Annotated in this window: 23 protein-coding genes and 1 pseudogene; 18 read left to right on the top strand and 6 right to left on the bottom strand. The window is 38.3% G+C overall.

Translation table 11 applies throughout. From position 1 onward, the window contains the following. The first annotated feature begins 184 nt into the window (after nucleotides 1-184). From FZF08_RS21545 to FZF08_RS21535, 3 genes and pseudogenes are all read left to right on the top strand, one after another. Nucleotides 185-1165 (top strand): hypothetical protein, encoded by a 981-nt coding sequence (locus tag FZF08_RS21545; protein ID WP_310590611.1) that lies wholly within the window; start codon nucleotides 185-187, stop codon nucleotides 1163-1165. Between the two features lie 530 nt (nucleotides 1166-1695). Further along, the gene (locus tag FZF08_RS21540) at nucleotides 1696-2337 is read left to right on the top strand and encodes a bifunctional 4-hydroxy-2-oxoglutarate aldolase/2-dehydro-3-deoxy-phosphogluconate aldolase (protein WP_159473121.1); all 642 of its coding nucleotides are present in this window, start codon (nucleotides 1696-1698) and stop codon (nucleotides 2335-2337) included. A gap of 51 nt (nucleotides 2338-2388) precedes the next feature. Further along, a pseudogene (locus FZF08_RS21535) lies at nucleotides 2389-2538 on the top strand (MFS transporter); the annotation flags it as partial. 260 nt (nucleotides 2539-2798) lie between these two features. On the opposite strand, the gene FZF08_RS21530 reads toward FZF08_RS21535, so the two are convergent. Next, nucleotides 2799-3755: an EamA family transporter gene (locus FZF08_RS21530; RefSeq protein ID WP_159473118.1), complete on the bottom strand. Its 957-nt coding sequence runs from the start codon at nucleotides 3753-3755 to the stop codon at nucleotides 2799-2801. A 2-nt stretch (nucleotides 3756-3757) separates the two neighbouring features. Beyond that, nucleotides 3758-4237, bottom strand: coding sequence for an Lrp/AsnC family transcriptional regulator (locus tag FZF08_RS21525; protein WP_159473115.1), 480 nt, complete (start codon nucleotides 4235-4237; stop codon nucleotides 3758-3760). A gap of 181 nt (nucleotides 4238-4418) precedes the next feature. On the opposite strand from FZF08_RS21525, the gene FZF08_RS21520 reads away from it, so the two are divergent. The 4 genes from FZF08_RS21520 (at nucleotide 4419) to FZF08_RS21505 (ending at nucleotide 11383) form a co-directional block, all read left to right on the top strand. Then, complete coding sequence (locus FZF08_RS21520; RefSeq protein ID WP_200837147.1) at nucleotides 4419-5600, top strand: putative sensor domain DACNV-containing protein; 1182 nt, start codon at nucleotides 4419-4421, stop codon at nucleotides 5598-5600. Nucleotides 5601-5761: 161 nt separating this feature from the next. After that, complete coding sequence (locus FZF08_RS21515; RefSeq protein WP_159473112.1) at nucleotides 5762-6310, top strand: RNA polymerase sigma factor; 549 nt, start codon at nucleotides 5762-5764, stop codon at nucleotides 6308-6310. A 13-nt stretch (nucleotides 6311-6323) separates the two neighbouring features. Continuing rightward, nucleotides 6324-6656: a hypothetical protein gene (locus tag FZF08_RS21510; RefSeq protein ID WP_159473109.1), complete on the top strand. Its 333-nt coding sequence runs from the start codon at nucleotides 6324-6326 to the stop codon at nucleotides 6654-6656. Nucleotides 6657-7144: 488 nt separating this feature from the next. After that, the gene (locus FZF08_RS21505; protein WP_159473107.1) at nucleotides 7145-11383 is read left to right on the top strand and encodes a PAS domain-containing hybrid sensor histidine kinase/response regulator; all 4239 of its coding nucleotides are present in this window, start codon (nucleotides 7145-7147) and stop codon (nucleotides 11381-11383) included. An 18-nt stretch (nucleotides 11384-11401) separates the two neighbouring features. Here the strand turns inward: FZF08_RS21505 and FZF08_RS21500 are convergent, their stop codons facing one another. Beyond that, nucleotides 11402-12286 (bottom strand): AraC family transcriptional regulator, encoded by an 885-nt coding sequence (locus FZF08_RS21500; RefSeq protein WP_159473105.1) that lies wholly within the window; start codon nucleotides 12284-12286, stop codon nucleotides 11402-11404. A gap of 278 nt (nucleotides 12287-12564) precedes the next feature. Between FZF08_RS21500 and FZF08_RS21495 the strand changes: the two genes are divergently transcribed. The 4 genes from FZF08_RS21495 (at nucleotide 12565) to FZF08_RS21480 (ending at nucleotide 18032) form a co-directional block, all read left to right on the top strand. Next, nucleotides 12565-13743: a glycosidase gene (locus FZF08_RS21495; protein WP_159473103.1), complete on the top strand. Its 1179-nt coding sequence runs from the start codon at nucleotides 12565-12567 to the stop codon at nucleotides 13741-13743. 57 nt (nucleotides 13744-13800) lie between these two features. Beyond that, nucleotides 13801-14910 (top strand): glycoside hydrolase family 26 protein, encoded by a 1110-nt coding sequence (locus FZF08_RS21490; protein ID WP_159473101.1) that lies wholly within the window; start codon nucleotides 13801-13803, stop codon nucleotides 14908-14910. Nucleotides 14911-15001: 91 nt separating this feature from the next. After that, nucleotides 15002-16003, top strand: coding sequence for a GTP-binding protein (locus FZF08_RS21485; RefSeq protein ID WP_159473099.1), 1002 nt, complete (start codon nucleotides 15002-15004; stop codon nucleotides 16001-16003). An 82-nt stretch (nucleotides 16004-16085) separates the two neighbouring features. Continuing rightward, nucleotides 16086-18032: a CocE/NonD family hydrolase gene (locus FZF08_RS21480; RefSeq protein ID WP_229216638.1), complete on the top strand. Its 1947-nt coding sequence runs from the start codon at nucleotides 16086-16088 to the stop codon at nucleotides 18030-18032. Between the two features lie 90 nt (nucleotides 18033-18122). On the opposite strand, the gene FZF08_RS21475 is transcribed toward FZF08_RS21480, so the two are convergent. Beyond that, entirely contained in the window at nucleotides 18123-18392 is a 270-nt protein-coding gene (locus FZF08_RS21475) for a hypothetical protein (RefSeq protein ID WP_159473097.1), read from the bottom strand. A 279-nt stretch (nucleotides 18393-18671) separates the two neighbouring features. On the opposite strand from FZF08_RS21475, the gene FZF08_RS21470 reads away from it, so the two are divergent. Beyond that, nucleotides 18672-19046, top strand: coding sequence for a hypothetical protein (locus FZF08_RS21470; protein ID WP_159473095.1), 375 nt, complete (start codon nucleotides 18672-18674; stop codon nucleotides 19044-19046). On the opposite strand, the gene FZF08_RS21465 is transcribed toward FZF08_RS21470, so the two are convergent. Beyond that, nucleotides 19015-19806 (bottom strand): TSUP family transporter, encoded by a 792-nt coding sequence (locus tag FZF08_RS21465; RefSeq protein ID WP_159473093.1) that lies wholly within the window; start codon nucleotides 19804-19806, stop codon nucleotides 19015-19017. The two genes, FZF08_RS21470 and FZF08_RS21465, sit on opposite strands and share 32 nt — an antisense overlap. A gap of 214 nt (nucleotides 19807-20020) precedes the next feature. On the opposite strand from FZF08_RS21465, the gene FZF08_RS21460 reads away from it, so the two are divergent. Further along, nucleotides 20021-20560, top strand: a complete 540-nt coding sequence (locus FZF08_RS21460; protein WP_159473091.1) for a DUF2911 domain-containing protein — start codon at nucleotides 20021-20023, stop codon at nucleotides 20558-20560. 73 nt (nucleotides 20561-20633) lie between these two features. Here FZF08_RS21460 and FZF08_RS21455 read toward each other — a convergent pair whose 3' ends face one another. Continuing rightward, the gene (locus tag FZF08_RS21455) at nucleotides 20634-20867 is read right to left on the bottom strand and encodes a hypothetical protein (RefSeq protein ID WP_159473088.1); all 234 of its coding nucleotides are present in this window, start codon (nucleotides 20865-20867) and stop codon (nucleotides 20634-20636) included. A gap of 250 nt (nucleotides 20868-21117) precedes the next feature. Here FZF08_RS21455 and FZF08_RS21450 point away from each other — a divergent pair, with 250 nt between their 5' ends. The 5 genes from FZF08_RS21450 to FZF08_RS21435 all read left to right on the top strand — a co-directional run bounded on the left by FZF08_RS21450 (nucleotide 21118) and on the right by FZF08_RS21435 (nucleotide 26324). Beyond that, nucleotides 21118-22347 carry an MFS transporter gene (locus tag FZF08_RS21450; RefSeq protein WP_159473085.1) on the top strand — a complete coding sequence of 410 codons (1230 nt, stop codon included), beginning with the start codon at nucleotides 21118-21120 and terminating at the stop codon, nucleotides 22345-22347. 202 nt (nucleotides 22348-22549) lie between these two features. Further along, nucleotides 22550-23425 (top strand): UbiA family prenyltransferase, encoded by an 876-nt coding sequence (locus FZF08_RS31855; protein ID WP_229216637.1) that lies wholly within the window; start codon nucleotides 22550-22552, stop codon nucleotides 23423-23425. Nucleotides 23426-23478: 53 nt separating this feature from the next. Then, on the top strand, nucleotides 23479-24504 hold the full coding sequence (locus FZF08_RS31850) for a type III polyketide synthase (protein ID WP_229216647.1): 1026 nt from the start codon (nucleotides 23479-23481) through the stop codon (nucleotides 24502-24504). Continuing rightward, nucleotides 24497-25192 (top strand): methyltransferase domain-containing protein, encoded by a 696-nt coding sequence (locus tag FZF08_RS21440; protein ID WP_159473083.1) that lies wholly within the window; start codon nucleotides 24497-24499, stop codon nucleotides 25190-25192. The genes FZF08_RS31850 and FZF08_RS21440 overlap by 8 nt, the downstream gene beginning before the upstream one ends. Next, nucleotides 25176-26324: an NAD(P)/FAD-dependent oxidoreductase gene (locus FZF08_RS21435; protein WP_159473081.1), complete on the top strand. Its 1149-nt coding sequence runs from the start codon at nucleotides 25176-25178 to the stop codon at nucleotides 26322-26324. Before FZF08_RS21440 ends, FZF08_RS21435 begins: the two co-directional genes overlap by 17 nt. The last annotated feature ends 4 nt before the right edge of the window (nucleotides 26325-26328 follow it).

Here is a 26328-nt window from a genome sequence, read left to right as displayed (position 1 = left end):
TTGAACCCTATTTTGTAGAAGATATTATGAGGGATCTTGGCTATGCTTATGCTCAGGGTATCAAAATTCAGGTAAAGTCACCGATGCGGATCAATAACTCTTTACTACGAACTGAAAAATGGTTGATCTACAACATAAGTAAAACCCCATCTTGTACACTTTTATCATTGAACCAAGAAATACAATGATGAAAAAGATTTTTTTAAGCATTGGATTGATAATCAGTCTTTGCAGCGGTGTTTTCACGGCAACCGATTTCCCGGAAGCGGATATTACCAATGGTATTGTAAAAGCAAAATTATACTTGCCTGACGTTAATAAAGGCTATTATCAGGGAACACGATTTGATTGGTCGGGTGTTATGCCAAGCTTGGAATATCAGGGACATACCTATTTCGGGAAATGGTTTGACAAGTACGATCCGAAAATTCATGACGCCATCAGCGGACCGGTGGAAGAATTTGTAGCTCTGGATTATGCGGATACAAAAGCCGGCTCTGATTTTGTAAAAATAGGGGTAGGGGTTTTGAAAAAACCAGATGATAAACCATATTCTTTTGCTACGAATTATGAAGTAGTAGATCATGGAAAACGCTCGGTAAAAAGAAAAAATGATATTGTAGAATTTACACACGAGCTTTCTGATAAAACGGGCTATGGTTATGTTTATACCAAAATTGTAAAACTAGTCAAAGGAAAGCCGGAACTGGTTTTAGAGCATAGTCTAAAAAACACAGGTAAGAAAACCATTTCAACCAGTGTTTATGATCACAACTTTTTCATGATTGATAACGAACCAACCGGACCGGGTATAAAAATTACTTTTCCGTTTGACGTAGTAGCGGAAGGCAAAGGTTTCGGGACGATTGCCAATGTTGAAGGTAAGTCTATCATTTATACCCGACCGCTGGCAAATAAAGAAAACGTTTTCAGCGCCGGATTGAAAGGGTTAACCTCTTCGCCAAAAGATTATGACCTGAAAATTGAAAATGTAAAAACAGGAGCCGGTGTGAAAATCACCAGCGACCAGCCGATTGAAAAACTGGTTTACTGGTCGTGCCCGACAACAGCCTGTCCTGAACCGTATATCCAATTGAATGTAGGGCCAGGAAAAGAAGTGAAATGGAAGATTAATTACGAATTTTTCACTACCGCGAAGAATTAATAATAAGGCCGGATGTAAAGTGTCCGGCCTAAATTAAAAAACAGATTTCTTGTGTCATTTATCAGTTCACTGTAAAAGTGAACTTGTTTTTGTTGTGCCCAAAAAATAGTAAATGAAATATTTTTCATTCGAATATCTACCTGTCCAATCTAGTTTTTTTGTGTTATGCGGAAGTGTATGGACGGAAAACGAATTTTTTTACAACGAATTGGATAATCTGTATTGGCCAACTTACGATTGCCCGAGATCAGTTTTTTAGGAAATATTTAAAATCACAGATGGATATATTATCGTTGCGGACGTCTTTTGATATGGACGGAAATTCAATAGTGATTTCGGGAATGATTCTTCTTCGATAGATAACCTTTTTATGTAGCGGAAATAATTTTATGAATTTTAAAAACTGGCCGTAGAAAAACTAGGTTTTTCGGACAGAACTATCACAATTTTGGCTGATTGACTGACAAAGCAACCATAGCCGGACAAATGAAAATATACCAACCAGATATTAATACTGAATAATATAGCGCATGAATAAGGATTCATTTTCAAAAGAACTATTTGATAAAGCGCCCATTGTGGGTATCATAAGAAATCTGTCGCTGGAAGAAGTGAAACAGATTATTCCGATTTTCCGGGAATCAGGATTGACTACCATTGAAATTACCATGAATACTCCTGGTGCAGAAGAGATCATTCGGTATGCCCGGGAAAATGAAAGTGAAGGTCTGAATATTGGTGCGGGAACGGTTTGCACGAAAGAGGATCTTGAAAATGCGTTGGAAGCCGGGGCACAATTTATTGTTACACCTGTGATTAGTAAAAAAGTGATAAAATCTTGCGTGAAAAAAGGAATACCTGTTTTTCCGGGTGGTTTTACACCAACTGAACTTTATAACGCCTGGTCTTACGGCGCGACGATGGTAAAAATTTACCCGGCTACTTCTCTTGGCCACGAATATATCAAAGATTTAAAAGCACCACTGGACAAAATGAAAGTTTTGCCAACGGGTGGTATCAATCTGGAAAATATGAGTGAATTTCTAAAAGCCGGTGCGGATGGGCTGGGTATCGGCGGGCAATTGTTTGATAAGAAATTAATAAAAGAAAAAGACTGGGTCGGGCTAAAACAACATTTTTTAAAATTTGTTGAGAAGCTCCATAATAGCTAGTGTTCTGATTTTTAATTAGATAAAAATACTATTTCATTCTGGTTTTTTTTTATGTCTCAGTCAAAAACCAAAAATTATCGCTGGATTGTTGTCGTTCTTTTGTTCACCGCTACAACAATCAACTACCTTGACCGGCAGATAATTGGTTTACTGAAACCACTTTTGGAAAGTGAATTTCAGTGGACTGAAACTGATTTTGCCTCAACATTTAACCTGGATTTGAAAAAACCAAGTCTGGAATAAATGATTATTTACGGAGCTATAACAGCTGGAAGTATTCTTGGAGGATATTCATTCATTTTCTTACAAGAAAAAAGTATTGGTTGAGGTTGAAGAATTGGTTTAAAATTTTATCATTTGGGTTATTTGAATTCGTTTGGTTATAATTAATTCGACTAAATCAATTTTCGAACAGGAGGCTCCGAAGGGCAAAAAAAGAGCTCAAAATAACATTTTGACAACTAAACCTTTGCAGTCTGCATAGCTTTTGACTCTTTTCTGTATTTGTCAAGATTAATAAGAAGAACACTCCCCAGAATAATAACTAATCCTAAAATTTGGATCGAGGTTATACTTTCGTTTGCGAAGAAAATTCCTAACAAAACCGCAACCACAGGATTAACATAGGCGTGTGTGCTCACTTTGGTTGTAGGCTGAACTTTCAAAAGCCATACATAGGCACTGAAACCAACAATTGAGCCGAAAACAATAAGATACAACACGGAGAACCATGCGTCAAATGGAATAGCGCCCCATTGAATATCAATAAATTCACCACTTGCAAAACCACAAGGTACAAACGCAATCCCTGCTACAAGCATTTGCCAGGATGTTTTTACCATGATGGATCCGCTGGTGGTTTTATATTTGGAATATAATGAACCGCCCGCCCAGCACATAGAACCTATTACCAACATAGCCAGGCCTGCCAATTCTGATTTATTCTGGATCGTGGAAAATGCACCGATCACTCTTTCGCTGAAAAGGACAATGACTCCTGTAAAGCCAATCAATAGCCCTACAATAGTGGATCGGCTGCCAAGGTTTTCTTTCCATTTTGGTTTGTCCAATAATATAAACCACATGGGTGCGGTAGAAACCATGATCGCAACCATTGCACTTGGCAGAAATTGTTCGACCCAGATCACAATGCCATTACTGAAAAATAGCAAGAGTAAACCACTTACAGCTGCCACCTTAATCGTTGGAATATGGAATATATTCTCGCCCTTTATCACACACCAGATCATCATCAGTATACCTGCCGCTATAAAACGCAGCGCTCCCAAAAGAAACGGATGAAAGCCTGCAAGTGCTTTTTGAATAAAGAAATACGTAGATCCCCACACGATATACACCGTGGCGTAGGCCAAAACCACGATCAGGGTGGAAGCACTTTTGTTTTGGGCAGATTCCATGATTACTGTTTTTCGGGTATTACCAATTGTTGTTGTTCTTTCACAGTTTCCAAAACGATGGTTGTTCGGGTGGACAGTATATTAGGAATCTTACTGAAAGAATTCCGCATCAGATCCATTAAAGAGGAGGAGTCTGTTGTCCTGACTTTTATCAGGTAACAATCTTCCCCGGCAACGTGGTGCACTTCCTGGACTTCCGGAATTTTGGCGAGTTCCTGACCAACGTTGTTACTCCCAAGTCCATCCGCAGCTTTCATCGAAATAAAGGCAAGCAATTTTTGTTGCAGGGGAACGGGATTCAACCGCGTTGTATATTGCAGAATTACATTTTTCTGTTCCAGCTTTTTAACCCGTTCTAATACTGCCGACGGAGCCATTTCCAGCTCTCTTGCCAAATCTGCATTGGATATACGTGCGTTTTCCTGCATCAGTCTCAGGATGCTTAAATCCACTTTGTCTAATATAATATCGTTTCCGTTCATTATTCTGTAAAGTTATTGAAATTCAGAATTATATTCAAAATATTGACAATTTAATTTAGTAATATTCGATTTGGTTATTTTTAAGCGTATTCGTTAATTTTAAAAGGCTGGAATTTTCTTTCGACAAGCTTCGTTTTGGAAGTAGTTGATAGATTCCATTTACAAGTTTGTCCTAAATTCCATGGCTCGTAATTATAATGAAGCGGTGAAAATGAATAGTACGATTTCCACGACCACATATCAGGCAGCACAATCGGTAGCAAAAACGGTGGAGGAGCATTTTATTTTCCATCATGAGAATGCTAAAAGACATAATAAGGATGATTTTGCTCCGAAGCCTGATGCCCAGGTTATTGAGTCAATTATCGATACCACTTTCTGGGCCAGTTTGCGCAGGGAGGAAGGTCATTCGCCCTCTATTTCGCTTGCGTTTTTGCCTCCTGAGCTTGCCGGACAACCTTTGATTTTTGAAAACAGACTGACTTTCACGCCTGCCATTTTAACAAAGCTTGCACCAGCGGTGGAACGGTCAGGAATTCATTTAGGCATCTGGATAGATGGCGATCAGCTTTATATCTGGGGAACAACACGTGTAATTCCAAATCTTTGCTTTGTACTAGAAGTGATTGAACCGGGAATGCTGGTTATCAAACATCGCAGGATTGATGGATTTGGAAAATTTGTAAATGTGGCGGTTCTGAAAGGCGATCAGATCAAAATTGTGGACGATATCAGCGGAAAGATTCCTGATTGTCCAAATCTGGTAACCTCACTGATTGGTTTTAATTCTTCATCGCTTTGGAATGACTCTCTGAATGTGATGGTGCAGCTTGCGGTTTCGATGCGGGATCATAAAAGGGGAGGGATTCTGCTTGTTGTTCCATCCGGAAGAGAAACCTGGCGGGATTCTATTATTCACCCAATTTCCTATTCAATTACACCGATATTTTCGGAACTGGCGGAACTGTATGAGCAGCATGAGGAAGAATCTGAACATCCGATCTGGATCAATAAAATCACAAATGCCGTAAACCATATCGCCGGATTAACGGCTGTGGATGGAGCTACCATTATTAATGATCGTTTTGAACTGCTTGCTTTTGGAGTGAAAATAGGACGTTCTGCCTTTTCGTCTCGTGTTGATAAAATCATGGTTACTGAGCCTATTGTAGGAAACGTGGCCTCTGTTGTTCCGCCTGTGCAAAATGGAGGAACCCGGCATTTATCAGCAGCGCAGTTTGTTTTTGATCAGCGTGACAGCCTTGCGCTGGTGGCGTCTCAAGACGGCCGGTTTACCATATTTTCATGGTCTCCATGCGATAATATTGTACAGTCGCACCGGGTTGATACTTTGTTATTTTAAAATAATGTTTCAAATGAAATCAGAATATTAGCAATTTCGTATAGCGATTATCGTGTCGGAATTTCAAATATTCCACTTGGGTTGAAATAATTTAAAAATATTAAAGTAATCTTCAAAGTTGTGCGTCTTCCTTAAAAAATGAGGAAATGTTAAGCCAGGGAATGACTACAGATACCGGAAATGCTATTGCTAATACGATCAAAGAATACGGGAAACGTCTCTTTGGTTTTATTCGCAATAAGGTGCGGTCTGAGCAGGATGCTGAGGATATCATACAAGACGTATGGTATCAGTTGAGCAATGTCATCAATATAGAAGAAATTGATCAGATGAGCGGCTGGCTGCATCAGGTGGCGCGCAATAAAATTATTGATAAATACAGAAAAAAGACTCCGGAATTACTGGATGACTTCGCTTATGAAAACGATGAAGAAAGTTTCAATATAAGCGATATACTGCTGGCAGATAACTACACGCCGGAAACAGAATATATTCGCGAAGTTTTCTGGAAAGAATTATTTACTGCTTTGGAAGAATTACCTGAAAATCAGCGACAGGTTTTTGTTTGGAATGAATTGGAGGATGTTACTTTACAGGATATTGCCACGAATACAAATGAAAACCTGAAAACGATTATTTCCAGAAAAGGCTACGCTGTGAAACACTTGCGCAAGCGGATGAAAACTGTGTATGACGAATTTTTTAATTAAGAAACCTATTGATATGAATATGGAACCAAAGGATTTTAGAAGAAACAAGGCCAAATTTTTTCTATTTGTTCCGCTTATTATTGCGCTGGTCAGTACGGTTGTTATGTTGTTGTGGAACACGATTTTACCTGATCTGTTGGGGGTGAAGCATATCACTTTCTGGCAATCCGCAGGTTTATTGCTATTGTGTAAAATACTTTTCGGCGGCTTTGGATTTTCAAGGAACCAGGGAGGGGCCGGAATGCATTTGAGGGAAAAGTGGATGAATAGGATGGGGAGCGAAGACAAGCAGAAAATCAGAGAGGAATGGTTAAAGCGCTGTCGACAATGGAAAAAAGAAGAATGATTTCTAAAATGGTATGTATTTTTTTAAAATGTTTCAACCTGACTAATTAAAATTGAATTGGAAGGAAAGGTTAAATATTTAATGTATACCATAAATATAATGGGGAATTTTCAGAATTCTTGTTGAGAAAATTAATTTATACGCCTGTTCGAGAATAATTTAAAACAAAAAAGCAATCCATTTAATTGGATTGCTTTTTTGTTTTAAATTATTCTCATAAGTTGTGATATAGAAATAGAACAAATTTTATTCCTGAATTTAAACATATCATCGAAAGCGGAAGAAATAATATTATTTATTTTATGTTATTTCGAAAATTGTCTGCATGTTCAAAACTTGCGGAAACCAAAATAATGGATCGGTTAAGCTATATTTTTTGTTACCGAACAATAGAAATGAATATCATCAATATCCATTTTAGAAACCTGATCGAGTAGTAAAGAAAGTGCCACGTAAAATGGATAAGGAACTATAAGGTAAACTCAACGATGGACTTTTTAAAAAAGGAACTTTATAATTTAATCAGCAGTCAGGAAGATATATTTGATTTTATTCAGGACTTTGGACTGGATGGGTTTTGGTATTGTGACGTTGATAAATTTGAAAATCAGTGGATAAATCCAAAATTCTGGAATGGATTGGGGTACTTTACAAAGGAAATTTCTAATTTTTATCATAGTGTACAAAGTGTTTCCTTTAATGAAGATATTGAAGAATTAGTAAAAGGTGCACTAAGTCATTTTCAATTTTCGGATACAATTTTTAAGATAACAGCACGCTTTATCGAAAAAAACCAGCAAACGGTTTTGATGAATTGTCATGTTAAATGTATTCGTGATACAAACGGAAAGCCATTCCGGTTTTTGTGTGGTGTAGTTAAAAATGAGACAGAAGGTGAGAAAAGCCGAAAAGAATCGAAATTTTACGAATCTGTTTTAAACAGTCAATCGATATTTATCACACGTATTGACTGGAAGGGAACCTACACCTTTGTCAATGATTATTTCTGTAAAACTTTTGGCTACGAAAGAGAGGAAATAGTTGGTCAAAGTTCATTTTTGACAATTGTTAAAGAAGATCATATAAAATGTTTTGAAATCGGACGAAAATGTTTCGAACAACCGGATGTACCTTTTAAAATAGTTCTGCATAAAAGAGACAAGGAACAAAATGTCAAAGCGAGTGAATGGGAGTTCACCGGGATAAGAAATGAAGATGGGAGTTTTAGTGAAATTCTTTGTGTGGGCTACGACGTTACAGGCAAAATCAAAATAGAAAGAGATTATTCCGCCTTGGTTTCCAATATGACGGACGTCCTTTTCATCATTAATCCGGAAGGAGTTTTTGCTTATGTAACACCCAGCTGGACAAAAATATATGGCTATGAAGCCATCGAAACCATCGGTCATGTTTTCACCGAATTTGTTCATCCGGATGATGTTGAACGTTGCTTTCAGGCTCTTTCTGCAACCTATGAATCGGGGATTTCCCTGCCGTCTGTGGAGCATAGGATAAAACACAAAGACGGTTCGTGGTTTTGGAGCAGCACAAGGGCAAGTATAGATCCGGTAAACGGAGAAATGGTTTTGACCAGCCATGATATTACCAAAAGAAAAATTGATGAGGAAAAGTTAAGAGAACTTGCCCTGGTAGCGGCAAATACTACTGATATGATTATTACAACTGATTCGGAGGGGATAATAACCTGGACGAATGATGCTTTTACTAAACGTTCGGGGTATACCGTTGACGAGGTTATAGGCAAAAGGCCCTCGGACCTTGTGCAGGGCCCGGAAACAAATGCTGAAACACGATTGCGATTGCGCAAGGGGTTGGATGACAATATTTCCATGAGTGAAGTTATCCTGAATTATACCAAATCAGGAGAGCAGTACTGGATAGATCTCAATATAAACCCGATTATTGATGAGCATGGAAATTGCACACATTTTATTGCTGTAATGCGTGATATTTCCGTTTTCAAGCAAGCTCACGAGGAATTGAGACGGACCAAAGAATTACTTGAACAAACCAGCGAAGTTGCCAGAATTGGTGGCTGGGAATACTATCTGGAAAATAAGATCCTGACATGGTCCGATGTCATTAAAGAAATTCTCGGAGTTCCGATTGATTTTGTGCCAGACGTTGAAAACGTAATTCAATTTTACAGTTCGGTCGATAAAAAGAAACTTGAATTTGCATTCGGCGATTGTATGGAATCCGGTATGCCAATTGCTGAGGAAATTCATATTACAACATATGCCGGTAAAGAACTTTGGGTTAGGGTGATTGGTAAATCTGAATTTAAGGACGGAGCCTGTACAAGAATTTTCGGAACGATTCAGGATATTGATGAGCTCAAAAAGGCTGAGGAATTAAGCCATAAAAATGCTGAAATGCTAAGGAAAATGTCTGAACAGGTTCCTGGAATATTATATCAATTCCAGATTTTTGATGACGGCAGGATTAAATTTCCTTATGTTTCAAAGGAGGCAATGCATACGATAGAATTCCTGGAAGATGGCGAATACTTAGTGCCGGAGGCATTGGTAAAAATTATTCATCCGGATGATAAGGAAAAATTTATTAATTCTATAAACTTGTCCAAAGAAACGCTTCAAAATTGGGATTTGGATTACAGAATCATTAGTCCTACCGCAGGCGAGCGATGGCTTCGTGGAGAATCAATTCCGGAAAGGCTTGATGACAGCGTTTTATGGCATGGATATTTGCAGGATATCACGTTCCGGAAACAGGGAGAACAGGAGATTTTACAGTCCGAAATAAAATACCGGACTTTGTACAATTCCACGAGCGATGCTGTAATGCTGCTCAATGCAGACGGCTTTTTTGACTGTAACACGTCTGCATTGAAAATGTACGAAATTGATTCCTTTGAGGAATTTTACGCTTTGAACCCTACGGATCTTTCTTATCCGTACCAATCCGACGGGAGAGATTCTGCAAAAACAATTCTCGATTATAGTGTTTTGGCCATGCAAAATGGAAGTACCCGTTTTGAGTGGGAGCAAAAGCGCATGAAATCCGGAGAGATATTTTCGGTAGAGATTTTACTAAATGCCATTGACTTAAACGGTGCTCAAATTATTCAGTCCGTTGTTCGTGATATTACCGAACGTAAAATTGCAGAACAGGAAATTCGTGATGCGAGGGAACAGGCAGAAGCTGCCAGTAAATCAAAATCGGAGTTTCTTACCAATATGAGCCATGAGATCCGTACACCTCTGAATGGTGTAATCGGTTTTACTGATCTGCTCATGAAAACAGATCTTGATCCAACTCAGCACCAATATCTGTCCATGGTTTTTCAGTCTGCAAATTCTTTGCTGGACATTATTAATGATATCCTTGATTTTTCAAAAATAGAGGCAGGCAAGTTGGAGCTGGCCGTGGAAAAAATAGATCTGCTCGAAATATGTGGGCAGGTTACGGACATGATTACCTATCAGGCACATCAGAATAATCTGGAAATTTTGTTAGACATTGCTTCCAACGTACCCAGATATATTTGTGTTGACCCTGTGCGTCTCCGCCAGATTTTGATTAATTTATTGGGAAATGCTGTCAAGTTTACGGAAAAGGGAGAAATTGAACTAAAAGTAAATGTTTTGAAAGAATCCGGCGAGGATACTACTTTCAGGTTTTCGGTGCGAGATACCGGTATTGGAATAAATTCGAAGAACCTGCGAAAGATTTTTGAGGCCTTTGCTCAGGAAGATGCTTCCACAACCAAAAGATTTGGCGGTACGGGCTTAGGACTGCCGATCTCCAATAAACTTCTTGCACTGATGAATAGTGAGTTACAGCTCAAAAGCATTTTTGGCGAAGGAAGTACTTTTTATTTTGACGTAACGTTCAAGTCATTCCACAATTCATCTCAGGATTGGTCCAATATTGAATCGGTACATAAAATTCTGATTGCTGAAAACAACACTTCAAATAGTCTGATTTTGAAAAACATGTTGGCAAACCGGCAGATTGAATCAGAAATAGTGCAAACGGGTTATAGTGTGATTGAAAAAGTTAAGGCTGGAAACCGGTACGATGTTATTTTAATAGACTACCATTTGCCAGATCTTGACGGGATATCAGTGAGCAGGACAATAAGAGAAATTTATGGACAGGAAGAATCTGAGCAGGTAATTTTACTTATGCACCGCTCGGATGATAAGGAAATAAGCGCACTATCGGAAGGCCTGAATATTGTTCAGTTGAACAAACCTGTTAAAATTCAAAAGCTCTTTAACATATTATTAAAAATCGACGGCCGCGACGAAGAGCCATCCGTGTATGAAACAGATATAAAGGAATTGGAAAACAGAGAGATTGATCCAGGAAAAATAACGATTCTCATTGCTGAGGATAATAAAATAAACATGATTTTGGTCAAAACCTTTTTAAATAAAATTTTGACGAATACCATTTTAGTAGAAGCTGCTAACGGGAGAGAGGCTGTAAAACTTTTTGAATCCGAAAAGCCGGATCTGGTTCTCATGGATATACAAATGCCGGAGATGAATGGGTATGAGGCGGCATCGGAAATAAGAAAACTTGAAAAAGGAAAAAGGACACCGATCCTTGCTTTAACTGCCGGAACTCTGAAAGGAGAAAAAGAGCGCTGTGTTGAAGCCGGAATGGACGATTATCTAACAAAACCAATCCTTAAAGACACGTTGGAAAGCGTTCTGAATCAATGGTTGAAGTAACAACAAGGACATTCGTAATTATACGAATGTCCTTGTTCCAGCATAATTTTCCCGGAATTCTTTTGGTGTACAGCCATTTTTATTCTTAAAAATCCGATTGAAATAAGACAAATTATTAAATCCGCATTTATAGGCAATCTCGGAAATTGTATTTGTGGTATCGATCAACGAGCGCGAAGTATGTCCCAGCCTGATTTCGTTCAGGCTTTCAATAAATGTTTTTCCGGTCCTTTTTTTGATAAATCTGCTGAAAGATACCTCCGTCATTCCTGCAAGTTTAGCTACACCTTCCAACGAGACTTCCTTGTCGTAGTTATCCCGCATGTAAGCAAATACTTTTTCAATTCTGCGGCTGTTGAAATTAATATTCTCATCTGTAAAAGTACTGTTGGAAAGTACCTTCATATTTCTTGAAACTGATAAATCATGCAAAATCGACATCAGTTCCAACATAGAATCAAAACCGCTTTTTTGGGTAAGCGCTATCAGCCGTGGCATGATTCGGTCTATTGTTTCTTTTGAAAAAGAAATTCCCCTGACTGACTTGTCCAAAAGCGATTTGATAAAGAAAAGCTGATTTCTACGGAGCAATTTTTCATCAAACAGATCCCTATGAAATTGCAAGGTGATTTCCTGAACTTCCGGCATTCCTTCTTCCCATTTATATTGATTGGTAAACCAGCCATGCGGCAGATTATTCCCTACCAATACCAGTTCCGCATCATCAATAGTTTCTGTGTGATCGCCAACAATACGTTTCACCCCCTTTCCGCCCATAATCAGGTTGAGCTCAAATTCATCATGATTGTGAAGAGGAAAGTCGAAAAACTTCTTTTTTCTGGTGAAAATTGTAAAACAATCGTATTGGGTTAATGGCGTTATTTCACGGTAAACTTCAATCATTTCAATTTATTTTGATGTCAGATAAGATCAAATGTAAATATTAAAAGTGATTATTTGTACCATGTTAAAATTCTTTTAATTTTATTTTAATACAAATATATTTTAGCTTATTACTGTCATTATGTATACTTTTTAAATTTATTATATTTTTAATTTGCTATAAATAATTAAAATAGCCATGTATGAAATGTTTTTATTTATGAAGTGATAGATAAAATAGTACTATGTTTAAGATTGGAATTGTATATAATTTTATGAATTGATTTATAAATAAATTTATGTCTGTTTTTAATTCACGTCTTAAACAATTACAGGAAGAGCACCGGCAATTGCATGATCTTGAAAATCAGGCAATTTGGCCGGGAAACGGAATTTGTGATCGTTATACGCATCCGGTTCTGACAGCTGCCCATGTGCCCATTTTCTGGGAATATGATTTGAATCCGGATACAAACCCGTTTCTGATGAAACGTTTTGAAATCAATGCAGCTTTTAACGCGGGTGCTATAAAACACGAAGGAAAATATCTGATTGTAGCACGTATTGAGGGTTCAGATAGGAAATCATTTTTCGCTGTTGCAGAAAGTCCTGACGGTATCAGTCATTTCAAATTTTGGGACCATCCTGTGTTAATGCCTGAAACGGACGAGCTGGATGTCAATGTGTACGATATGCGCCTGACGAAACATGAGGACGGATTTATCTATGGACTTTTTTGCACAGAACGAAAAGATCCCAAGGCAAAACCTGGTGATGAAACCTCGGCTATTGCACAGTGCGGAATTGCCCGCACAACGGATTTGAAAACATGGATACGTCTGGCTGACCTCGTGACACCTTCACGGCAGCAGCGAAATGTGGTTTTGCATCCTGAGTTCGTTGATGGCAAATATGCTTTTTACACCCGTCCTCAGGATGGATTTATTGAAGCAGGTTCCGGCGGGGGGATTGGTTTTGGCTATTCTGAAACGATTGACAATGCCGTTATTGAGAAAGAACAGGTCGTTGACCACAAACAATATCACACGGTTTATGAAGTGAAAAATGGGCAGGGACCAGCACCGATCAAAACCGACAAAGGATGGTTGCATCTGGCACACGGCGTTAGGAATACGGCCGCTGGTTTGCGTTACGTACTTTATATGTTCATGACTGATCTCTACGATCTGACCAAAATTACTTACAAACCAGGGGGCTATTTTATCGCCGCAGAGGGTAACGAAAGGATCGGCGATGTATCTAATGTAGTTTTTTCAAACGGCTGGATTCTGGACGATGATGGAAGGATTTTCATTTACTATGCTTCTTCGGACACACGTTTACATGTGGCCACTTCTTCACTGGAAAAGCTCCTGGACTATGTCACCAACACACCGGCAGACGGATTTCGTTCGGCAGCATCAGTAGAAACACTTATTACAATTATTGATAAAAATCTTAATCTTCTACGTAAATGACTAGATTTTTCCGGACTCTTAATCATACATTTTAGTTCTTTTACCTTTTTTTTACTTATGTTAAAACCATTACTAATTGCCGGATTTACTTTATTGATAAGTCACTCCGGATTCGCACAGATTGACAGCAAAGCCACCAAGGAAACCAAAGCATTGTACCGTAATCTTGGTGAATTATCAAAAAAATCAATTTTGTTTGGCCATCAGGCAGCCACGGAATACGGCCATGGATGGTCAGGAGATGAAAACCGCTCGGATGTAAAATCGGTCACGGGTTCGCATCCTGCTATAATAGGTGCAGATTTTAGCGGATTGTCCGGACATCCAAAAGATCAAATTGAAAAAAATATAATATCTCTTCGGAAAAATGTAGTTGATACTTACAACAGGGGAGGCGTGACGACTATTGCCTGGCATTTCAATAATCCGGCTTCTGAGGGTGGGTTTTATTGGAAGGATTCGGTGTCGGCAAAATCCATTGCGCTCATCAAGCCGGGCGGATCTCATCATGAAAAATATAAGGAAATCCTTAAAACCATTGCCGATTTTGCACATTCTGTGAAAGGAAAAGACGGAACACTGGCACCGATGATTTTTCGCCCATATCACGAATTGGATGGCGACTGGTTTTGGTGGGGAAAAGGACATTGTTCGCGTGAAGATTTGATCGAAGTGTGGCAATTCACTGTTTCTTATCTGCGTGACGAACTGGGTGTTCATAATTTTATTTATGCCTTTTCACCAGATTGCAAGTTTAGCACAGAACAGGAATATCTGGAACGATACCCTGGCGATAAATATGTCGATATGGTAGGATTTGACGATTATGCAGATTTTGGACGTGACGGAAAATACAATCTGAATGCGGGTGTAAAAAAACTTAAAATCGTTTCTGATTATGCGAAAAAGGCAAATAAACTTGCAGCTTTCACAGAGTCCGGGCTGGAATCAATTCCTGATAAAAACTGGTGGACAGAATCACTTTTGAAATCCCTGAAAGCAGAAAAAGTGAACCTTGCTTATGTGTTGGTATGGCGGAATGATGCTAAAAGTCCAACTCATTTTTACGCACCTTTTCCCGGGCAAGTGAGCGTTCCTGATTTTATGACTTTTTACAATGATCCTTACACTTTATTTGAAAAGGATTTGAAAAATATTTACCGTTAAAACACGGCGAATTACTGATTTATAATTCAAGAATATCAATCAAAAACTTTACATTTGCAACGAAGATGCAAATGTAAAGTTTTTTTCAATAATGGAAAATCAAACACAAATAAATGTATATCTGATCACAGGATTTTTGGGAGCAGGTAAAACCACTTTGCTTAATAACCTGCTGAAAAGTCTGGAAGGAAGCAGAAATGTGGTTATTGAAAATGAATTTGGAAAAGCATCGATTGACGGAACGCTGATTGCCGAACAGTATAGTCAGTTGTTTGAATTAAACAATGGTTGTATCTGCTGCTCGCTCGATGAGGAATTATATGATGTCCTGAATATGCTGGCTCATAGCGACGAGCGTCCGGAAAATCTTTTTATTGAAACTACGGGTATAGCGGATGCAGGAACGGTAGCCGAAATTTTCAAAAGAGAGGATGTGGGTAAAATTTTCAAACTGAAAAAAGTTATCTGCGTTACGGATGCAGAAACGGTTGAGGATTATCTTAATGAAACAGAAGAAACCATTCGGCAGATTGTTGTTTCTGATTTGATCATCATTAATAAGACCAATTTTGTATCTGCCGATTATCTGGTAAAACTGAAAAGTCTTATGACTTCGCTGAATCCTTTTGCCGAAATTTTTCTATCCGCAGAAGGGCAGATCCCTTTGGAGAAACTGGAAAATCAAAGAGATGATTACTTTGAAATAAGCGAAAAGCCGGATGTGATTTTCACCCACACAAGTGGCCATAAAATAAAAACGGTAACCTTCAAAACGGAGAACGAGTTCTATAAAGATTACCTGATCCATACGTTGAATGTATCACTGATGTTACATTACAAACAGATCTATCGTATTAAAGGATTTGTAAAACTGGAAGGCAGTAACGAAAAAATTCTAGTGCAGTCGACCGGTAAAAGGCTTACACTAGAAAGTTACGGGAGCTGGAATGAAAATGAAGTTCCTATTTCTGAACTTGTATTTATTGGGATGGGTCTGGAATTAGCGTCAATCCAGAGAATTTTGCGCCCAGCTATCAAAAAGATAGCCGTGGAAAAACTGAAATCTATGAAATTATCAATTTTAAAAGGCTGATTGTTTAGAAAAAACACTCTTAGTTTTTTCTAAACAATGATTATTGCTAAATTGGCTTATCTCTACTCAAAGCCCGTTAATTTTGAAAACTTCTACCTTCTCATCAAATGGGCCAGGTTATGGCCCGGCAAAAAATTACAAGTTGATTAAATCTGTTTTTCTGCTCTTATTTCTTCTTTCGATAAGCCCGATGTTGCATGCGCAAAAGGCAAAAGTCAATGAAGATTCGGTTTACATCAGAGATCATTATTCCAAGATAGAGCGGATGATCCCGATGCGTGACGGGATTAAATTATTTACTGCAATTTACATCCCAAAGGATATTTCAGCGAGTCAAAAATATCCGATTTTGCTCAATCGCACACCTTATAATAGTGCGCCATACGGAGAAACGCTTTTCAAAACTTCGCTTGGTCCGTCCATGAGTTTTGCAAAAGATGGCTACATTGTCGCCTATCAGGATGTGCGTGGAAAGTATATGTCTGAGGGGGATTTTGAAGCGTATCGTCCTTTTATTGCCAATAAAAAAAGCCCGAAAGACATTGACGAAAGCTCGGATACTTTTGATACCATCGAATGGCTACTGAAAAATATTCCTGATAATAATGGCCGTGTGGGCTCCTGGGGCATTTCTGCACCTGGTTATTATGCAACGATGACAGCTGTTGATGCGCATCCTGCCCTAAAAGTAGTGTCCCCGCAAGCACCGGTTACGGATTGGTATATGGGTGACGACCGGCATCACAACGGTGCGTTTTTCCTGATGGGTACTTTCTCATTTATATCTTCCTACGGAGCACCGCGACCTGTTCCGACTCCAAAAGGTACACCTCCATTTTCCGCTTATGGTACGCCTGATTCTTATGAGTTTTATAAAAAACTGGGGCCGTTGAAAAATGTGAATGAGAAGATCTTCAAAAATGAAAACCGGATCTGGAACCAGTTGATGGAGCACGACAACTACGATGATTTCTGGCAGGCCAGGACTCCGGTTCCTTACCTGAAAAATATAAAACCCGCCATGCTGGTCGTTGGCGGATGGTTTGATCAGGAAGATTTGTACGGTCCGCTTAAAACATATGGTGGCATTGAAAACAACAAACCGAAATCTCCGAATCTTCTGGTTATGGGTCCCTGGATTCATGGTGGCTGGTCTCGAGGTACGGGTGAATCGCTTGGTAATATTCGTTTTGGATCAAAGACAAGTTCTTTTTATCAAACTTCGATTGAACTTCCATTTTTCAATCATTACCTGAAAGACAAGCAGGATCCGTCTTTACCGAAAGCCTACATTTTTGAAACCGGCTCTAATGAATGGAAAAAGTATGATCAATGGCCGCCGAAAAATACGGTTGAAAAGAAGTTATATCTACAAGCAAATGGAAAACTTTCCTTCGAATCGCCAAATGCTAAAACAGCTTCTTTCGATGAATATGTAAGTGACCCCGCGAAACCGGTACCTTATACTTCGGAGATCAGGATCATTCGTGGCAGTGATTATATGTATGAGGATCAGCGTTTTGCTGCAAGTCGTCCGGATGTTCTGGTTTACGAATCTGATGTTTTGAAAGAAGATGTTACAATTTCCGGAAATGTGTTTGCCAATCTTTTTGTATCCACAACAGGGACTGATGCGGATTTTGTTGTGAAATTAATTGACGTGTATCCAGGCGACGCGCCCAATAATAGTCCAGTAAATCCATCAATGAAAATGGGTGGTTTTCAGTTGCTTATCCGCGGAGAAGTAATGCGTGCAAAATTCAGGAACAGTTTTTCCAAACCGGAAGCCATGGTTCCTAACAAAGTGGAGCACGTCAAATTTGATATGCAGGATGCAGCGCATAGCTTTAAAAAAGGGCATAAAATCATGATTCAGGTTCAAAGTTCATGGTTCCCGCTGGTTGACCTTAATCCTCAGAAATTTGTCAATATTTACAAAGCTACGGAAGCTGATTTCCAGTCAGCAAAACATAGAATTTATACGTCGGGTACAAACGCATCGTATGTCGGTGTACGCGTAATGGAATAATATTCGGGACATAGACTAAAAAAAATCCGCAAAAGACTTTCTCTTTTTGCGGATTTTTTATGTCCAGACATTTTTTCGGTGTTCTTCTTTTTATTCGTTTCTTAATTTATTAAGTCTGTCAATCAGGTGAATTAGCTCACTTTCAGCACTGCTTAATTCCTTCAATTCGCCCTTATCGATTACGTTGCCTGCCGGATCGTAAACATTTTTAAAATCTTCACTTACATCCGGATTTTCGTTGTTTTCAGAGGAATATCCGGTCGTCAGATCCATGTCTGTTTTATCAAACTCGATCTGTTGTCTTTTAGCCATTATTTTTTCTTGCAGCTCCTTTATTTCCTTATCTTTTTGGTCTTGCATAATTGTAATATTTAATCTTTTGAAATAATTTATCAAAAACCAGGCCACTATGTCTGGTTATAGTTTGTCGGTATTAACGATAAAAATCGTTAAATTGTAACCAGTGTTATCAATTTGTTTATTTCATTTTGATAATTGACTTCCATTTTGATAAATAGATATCTTACCGAAAAACTGAATTTTAATTTGTAAGCAATTGATATTCAATTTACTGTAAATTTAAAAATATTTTGGAATACCTTTTTAAGTACTCAACATTATGATTTAAATTTCTGTACTATGATAACGCAATTTCAGGTTATTGGCTTATTGAAAGAAGAGTTACCGAGAATTACCGGACAGGCAAATTTTGAGGAAATTCCGAGAGCTTTTTCATCCATTCACGCCGCAATTTATTCCTTATCGGATTTTACAAGAATCAATCTTGAATTAAAACACTTCCAGACTGCCAGAAAATGTTTTTACCTCGCAGAAAAGATTTATCTGGAAGGTGATATTATGGTTCAGTTTCTGATTGAAAAAGTATTTATTGATTCACTTGTTCTGGCAAAAAAAGCAGGTACTAAAAATCATCTGGCCAGCCTGATTCCGCCAGCGCTTCAAAAAGTATATCTCAAACACCTTACGCCCCCAATACCTCCCAGCCATATTTGAATATCATAATAGTTACAACAACCAGAAAAATAATACGGACGAAGTCATTTCCTTTTCGAATAGCTAGTTTGCTGCCAATGATATTTCCGGTGATGTTCATAACAGCCATAACCAATGCAATTTCTAACATGTAATTTCCCTGTTTGACAAAGACAATCAAAGCGGAAATGTTGGTGACGCAGTTTACAATTTTGGCATAAGCGGAAGCCTGAACAAATTCGAAACCCAGGACAACGACAAAAGCGAGTACAAAAAAACTTCCCGTGCCCGGACCAAAGAAGCCGTCATAGAATCCAATGATCAATCCTATCATGGCACCGTAAATGATTTGTTGGCGATAAGCCAGCTCTTTTGTTTTTACTGATCCAAGGTCTTTTTTGAAAAAAGTATAAACTGCGATGCCTATCAGAATGAAAAGTATGAGGGGTTTCAATACTTCAACATTTATCAGACTTACAATTCTTGCGCCGGTAAAAGATGAAATGAAACAGCTGAATGAGATAACGAAAAGCAGTTTGAAGTCAAAAGTTATCCTTTTGGCATAATGAAAAGCAGCAACAGAAGTGCCAGCCAGCGCAGCGATTTTATTGGTACCGAAAAGCGTGGCAATAGGAGCATTTGGAAAGCTGATCAATAAGGCAGGAATCTGAATCAACCCACCGCCGCCAACGACAGAATCTATAAAACCGGCAATAAATGCAAGAGCACCAAGTGCAAGTAAAGTCCAGGTGTTGTAGTCGGAAAGAAAATTTGAAAACATGGGATTAATAGTAATGGGGCGTATTTCTGCGAAGCTAAGTAGGCAGTATTTAATAAAAAAGCGTTGGGCATTTTCCTAAACCTTTTATTCTTTCATTATAATTTAAAATGTAGCTTTAACCTGATTAAATTTTGTTTATTTTAGTCGGGAAATTGTCTGGAAAGTACTCAGACTTAAATTGTTGAAAATTTATTTAAACGAAAATTTAGCAAAAATGAAATCTGGATTCATCACAAAAGGAATTGTTCTGACAATGACAGCCATGCTTATTTCGTCACTTGTTTGGGCGCAGCAAGACAAAGCGAGTCGGCCAAGTCAGCCTCAGACGGCAACGGGAAAAGTTGACGGGGCAACCATTACGATTAATTATTCAAGCCCTTCGGTAAAGGGACGGAAGATATTTGGTGATCTTGTTCCTTTCGACAAAGTATGGAGAGCGGGTGCCAACGAAGCTACGATTTTCGAGACTGATAAAGCGATCAAAATCGATGGTAAATCACTTCCGGCAGGAAAGTATAGCTTATATGCTCAACCTGGTGAAAGCGAATGGACATTTTTCTTTAATTCAGAAGTTGGACAATGGGGGATTAAACGTACCGGGGATACCACAAAAGATACTGCAAAGGATGTTTTGAGCGTAAAGGCAAAACCTGCTAAAAGTGCTTCAATGACTGAAAAACTGGTTTATGAAGTAACGCCAAAAGGATTTGTTCTGCGTTGGGAAAATACAGAAGTTCCTGTATCAATAAAATAATGATGGAAATGAAAAAATACCGGCATCTGAAAATTTCAGATGCCGGTATTTTTTTGCTCTTTCAATCGGCTTGTTAAACCAGAACAACTTTGTCTGGTTGCGGATAGCTATGAATTGATTCCATAGGGTATTCCAGTCCAATTCTTTTTCCAGTTTCTTCGGCTACTTCCAAAAGTTGGAAAATTTTCTCTTCTCCTTCAATTTTCAGTGCCTGGTACAACAGATTTCCGTATAGAAATTCTTCGGAACCGAAACCATTGATCTGAGCAACAGACTGATAATGATCAAATAATTGTTTTCCTTTCATGGCTAATATTTTATTGGAGTGTTTCTTTTGCCTGAACAACAGATGCATGCAATAAAACAAAGGTTGCACGGCTTGAATGCGGATCATCATTTATTTTTACGAACGGCAAAATAAGCTGAGGAAAATGTAGGATTGCTATTAATAATCAACCTCCTGTAATATTGTGTTAAAGTAAGGAACGCAGCCGATTGCATAACTGTTGGTGAATGTATCCGTTTTTGTAGTTTCCGGTTTCAGAAATTTTCGGTTTATGGTTCAAAAAATTATACAAAATTATAAAGTTTCATTTAGTGGACTGAGCAGAGAAACCTGGCTATTGAGTCTGGTGATTCTCATTAATCGCTGCGGTTATATGGCCGTGCCTTTTATGAGTATGTACATCACCCAAAGTATGCATAGGAGCATTGCGGATGCGGGTTTAATTATAACACTTTTCGGCGTTGGCTCTGTGCTGGGCGCTTTGGCGGGCGGTTATTTTACGGATAAAATCGGTTTTCGTCCGGTTCAGGTAATAAGTTTGGTTTTAAGCGGAACCATGTTTGCGATCTTTGGGCACATTGATGATTTCAATGTGCTCTGTGCTTTAACCGTTATTTTAAGTTTTTTTGTTGAAGGATTCAGGCCCGCCAATAATACGGCCGTTGCATCCTATTCATCACCCGAAAACCTGACAAGATCTTACGCCTTAAACCGGCTGGCTACCAACGTCGGGTTTGGCTTTGGGACATCTGTGGGTGGTTTGCTTGCAGCCATAGACTATCATTTATTGTTTTGGGTTGATGGCGTCGTTTATACTTTGGCGGGAATTCTCATATTGGTTTTGTTACCAAAAGGAGAAAAAATCAAGGAAAAGACCTTAGAAGAAAAAGAATCTTTAATCGGCCAATCTCCTTGGCAGGACATGTTTTTCGTGCGATTTATTGTTTTGGTAACGATTTACATGATTGCATTTGTTCTGATTTTTCGTCTTGTTCCGGTTTACTGGAAAGAGCAGTGGAAAATCGGTGAATCTACGATCGGTATTTTGTTAGGGATGAATGGTGTGATTATAGCACTTTTTGAAATGGTACTGATCCAGAATCTGGGTAGCCGGAAAACTGATGCGTTTTATATTATTTCTGGCATAATATTAACTGCTTTTGCCTTCCTGTTTCTTATCGTTCCAGGTGTGGCGCCTGTAATTATAGCGGCGGCTGCTGTTTTATTTTTTACAATGGGGGAAATGCTCACTTTACCATATATCAGCACAATGATCATGAGCAGGGCTACGGAATCGAATCGTGGGAAATACTCCGCTGCATACTCCATGTCCTGGGCCGTCGCACAGATTATTGGACCGGCTGGTGGCGGTTTTATCGCCGCGAACTGGGGTTATAACAGTTTATGGCTCGCATTGGTTTTAATGAGTTTTGGTTGTGCTCTGGGCTTTAAAATTCTTTTCAGAAAAAGAAGAGATTTTAATGCATTTCCTCAGATTTAAGCCTTGTTAGTATCACCTTTGAAAAATACTTTTCTTAATTACGGTTCCATAACCACTTTTTACAATCTTTTCCTGGTTATATTTTTGATCTTAACTGACGATTTTATTCAATTCGCCAACCTGTTCAAATAGTTTTTTCAAAAAAGTAATCCAGCACGTATTTTGTGCGTATATTGATTTATATTGATGTATAAATTCCTCCATGCAAATTGATAAAAATACGATAAAACTTCTGAGGATTCCATTCTCTTTTTTCCTCATGCCCCTGTTTTTGTTTGCATTTAGTCAGGCAAGAAACATATCTTATTTGCAGGCCTCTCTTTCCTTTTTCATTATCCATTTTTTGATATATCCGGCCAGTAATGGGTATAATAGTTATATTGACAAGGACGAAGACAGTATTGGCGGAATTGAAAAGCCTCCCATGCCCACGGAAAGCCTTTTTTATCTAACCGTATTTTTGGACGCACTGGCGGTTTCGCTGGCTTATTTTTTTGTAAGTAAGTTATTTTCAGTTTGCTTAATTTTATACATTGTTGCTTCGCGGGCTTACAGCTCGAAACAAATCCGTTTGAAAAAGTATGCAGTTGTTGGCTTTCTGGTTGTAACAATCTTTCAGGGGGCTTTTACCTACTATATGTCGATTGTCGGTATCACGGGAAATGCTATGCCTTTGAACCGTGATACGATTTTCATTCTTTTAGGATGTTCTTTTCAAATCGCTGGTGCTTACCCGCTTACGCAAATATACCAGCACAAACAAGACCTCCGTGACGGTATTATTACATTGAGCTACAAACTTGGATATAAAGGGACATTCATTTTTACAGCCTTGATGTTTGCCTTATGTAATCTTTTTTACTATTTATATTTTCAAAGCCAGGATTCTGGAATGATTTTTTTTATAATCCAGCTGTTCTTCATACCGATCGTTTTGTATTTTTTTTACTGGTTTTATCTGGTTTATAAAAATACGGAAAATGCAAATTTCAGAAATACCATGCGTATGAACTGGATTGCGGCACTTTGTATGAACAGTTGTTTCTTTGTACTCATTATTATCAATTTTTTCCTTTGAGTTATATCACCGCTATCGGGACTGCAGTTCCGGAAAATTGTTTTTCGCAAGAAATGTTGAGTTCTTTTTATATGAATTCAACAAACGACGAAATATTTAAGCGTAAAATTAAAATCGTTGCCGGGAAAACCGGCATAAGTAAAAGGTATTCTGTACTGAAAGATTTTGACGGAGAATCAGCTGATTTTGAACTATTTTCAAAAACTTCATCGGTCGAGCCAGGTCTCACAGAAAGAATGAAGCTTTATAAAAAAAATGCTACGCAGCTGTCTCTTGCTGCCATTCAAAAAATTGATAACATTGAAACTCTAAAAAAGGAAATAACGCATATAATTACTGTGACCTGCACAGGGTTATTCGCTCCCGGCCTTGATATTGAGCTTATCAGAGAACTTGACCTGAATCCCGAAACGGAGCGTAGCAGCATTAATTTTATGGGATGTAATGCGGCAATTATTGCTTTAAAAAGTGCAGATTCAATATGTAGAAGTCTGCCAAATGCAAATGTCCTGATCGTTTGTACCGAATTATGCACCATTCACTTCCAGAAAAAATTCAACGACGATTATATCCTTTCCAATCTTATTTTTGGAGATGGCGCTGCTGCTGTCATGATGACTTCACAACCAAAGCAAACGCATAATCTCAAAAGAGTACAGGTTAACAGGTTCAATTCGATGATCCTCCATAACGGATACAGGGATATGGCCTGGCAGTTATCGGAAACAGGTTTTATCATGAACCTGACTTCCTATGTACCTGGGTTAATAAAGGAAAATATTCTACCGATGTTAGATAAGATTGGGTTAATCCCTTCTCAAATAGAGCATTGGGCAATTCATCCCGGTGGAAAGAAGATTGTAGATGACTTTGCTGCCGCATTGAGCCTTAATAAATCTTTGCTGACGGAAACCTATGATGTCCTGAAAAATTATGGAAATATGTCCTCTCCAACTGTTTTGTTTGTACTGAAAAAGGTATTGGAAAAAGCGGAAAGTGCGAAGGTCGGTGAAAGACTTTTCGCAGCTGCCTTTGGTCCTGGGCTGAGCATTGAAACCATGCAGCTGCAATATGTTTAAGTTGAGAAGTACCAGAAAAGAGCTTTTGGATCAGGAGGAAATTCCGGAACATGATTTATTCCAAAATCTTCGTGAACTGGATTTTATTAATCAATGGCTTGGAGGCTACCAAATTTCTTTTTCAGCTTTAAGATCCATAATACAGCCAACCATGCATTACTCGTTTACAGATATAGGTTGTGGGGCAGGAGATACGTTAAAGCGAATCAAAAAGTGGAGAACGAAACAGGGTTATTCTATTGATTTACATGGTGTTGACTTGAAGCCAATTTGCATTAAATATGCAGAAAGTAATCCTGAAAATACCGGAATCCGATTCATTTGTGATGATTACAGAAACATGTACAATCATATCAAAAAAATTGACATTATCCATGCCTGCTTATTTTGTCACCACCTTACCGAAAATGAAATTTTGACCCTGATAAGATTTGCAGTTCAAAATAAATCAATTCTGGTTATAAATGATCTGGAAAGAAATCGGCTTGCTTATTATTCGATCAAGGTGCTAACTTATTTTTTTTCAAAATCTTACCTTGTGAAAAATGACGCTCCGCTTTCGGTATTAAGAGGTTTTAAAAAGAAAGAATGGATTTCAATTTTGGAAAAATCTGTGGCCGTTCATTATTCAGTCAAAAATAAATGGGCTTTCCGGCACTTAATTATTGTTGATGGAACCAGAGAATAAAATATACGATTGTGCTATAATTGGTGGAGGTTTGGCAGGATTATGCCTGGCCATTCAGCTTGCGGATCAAGGCATTAGTGTCGTTTTGTTAGAGAAAAATGAATATCCCTTTCATAAAGTTTGCGGAGAATATATTTCCATGGAAAGCTGGGATTTTATTACAGGACTTGGTCTGCCGCTTGGTTCCTTCAATTTGCCCATCATTGACAGTCTGGGCATAAGTTCTGAACGCGGTTTTATGCTCAACCAAAGTCTTGAAATGGGCGGTTTCGGTATTAGCAGATATAGTCTTGATCATTATTTGTATCAACTGGCAATCGACAAAAAGGTATCAATTTATCAAAATTGTAGAGTTAATTCTGTTCATAAGTCTGACAATCAATTTCAGGAAATTGACACAACGATTGGGAAATTCCAGGCGTCAATTATTTGCGGAAGCTATGGAAAGTATATTCCTTCTTTTATTCAAAAAAATGAAAAATATCATGGTCATGATGATAGAAAAGGCACAAATTATATTGGTGTCAAATATCATATTAAGAGCGATTTAGCGGAGAATCGTATTGAGCTTCATAACTTTAAAAATGGCTATTGCGGTATTTCAAAAGTTGATAAGGATTGGCATTGCCTGTGTTATCTGACAACCGCTGAAAATCTTCAGAACAACGGAAAGGAAATCAAAACAATGGAAGAAAATGTACTTTACAAAAATCCATTTTTAAAAAACTACTTTACCAAATCAGAATTCGTCAGTTCTAATCCATTAGTAATCAGTAACATTCAATTTCGAAAAAAGCAAACTGACCTAGGGGATTCTTTTTTTCTATTGGGTGATGCAGCTGGCACAATTACGCCCCTTTGCGGAAACGGTATGAGCATGGGGATGAGAGCTTCAAAGTTGCTTTCCAAAGAATTGCTTAAATATTTTGACAATAAATGTTCAATTGAAGAAGTCTCCTCGGCATATAGAAAATCCTGGAACACCGCCTTCAACAGCAGAATCATTGCCGGTTATTATTTGCAGAATGTATTTGGCAAGAAAAATACTACCCACTTTGCTCTCAAATTATTGAGCAAAACGCCCGGATTGATGCGTAAGCTTATCACCCTTACCCACGGGGAAAAATTTTAATGTG

The sequence above is a fragment of the Dyadobacter sp. 3J3 genome (assembly GCF_009801115.1).
Lineage (GTDB): Bacteria > Bacteroidota > Bacteroidia > Cytophagales > Spirosomataceae > Dyadobacter.
This window is presented reverse-complemented; position numbering and strand designations above follow the sequence as displayed.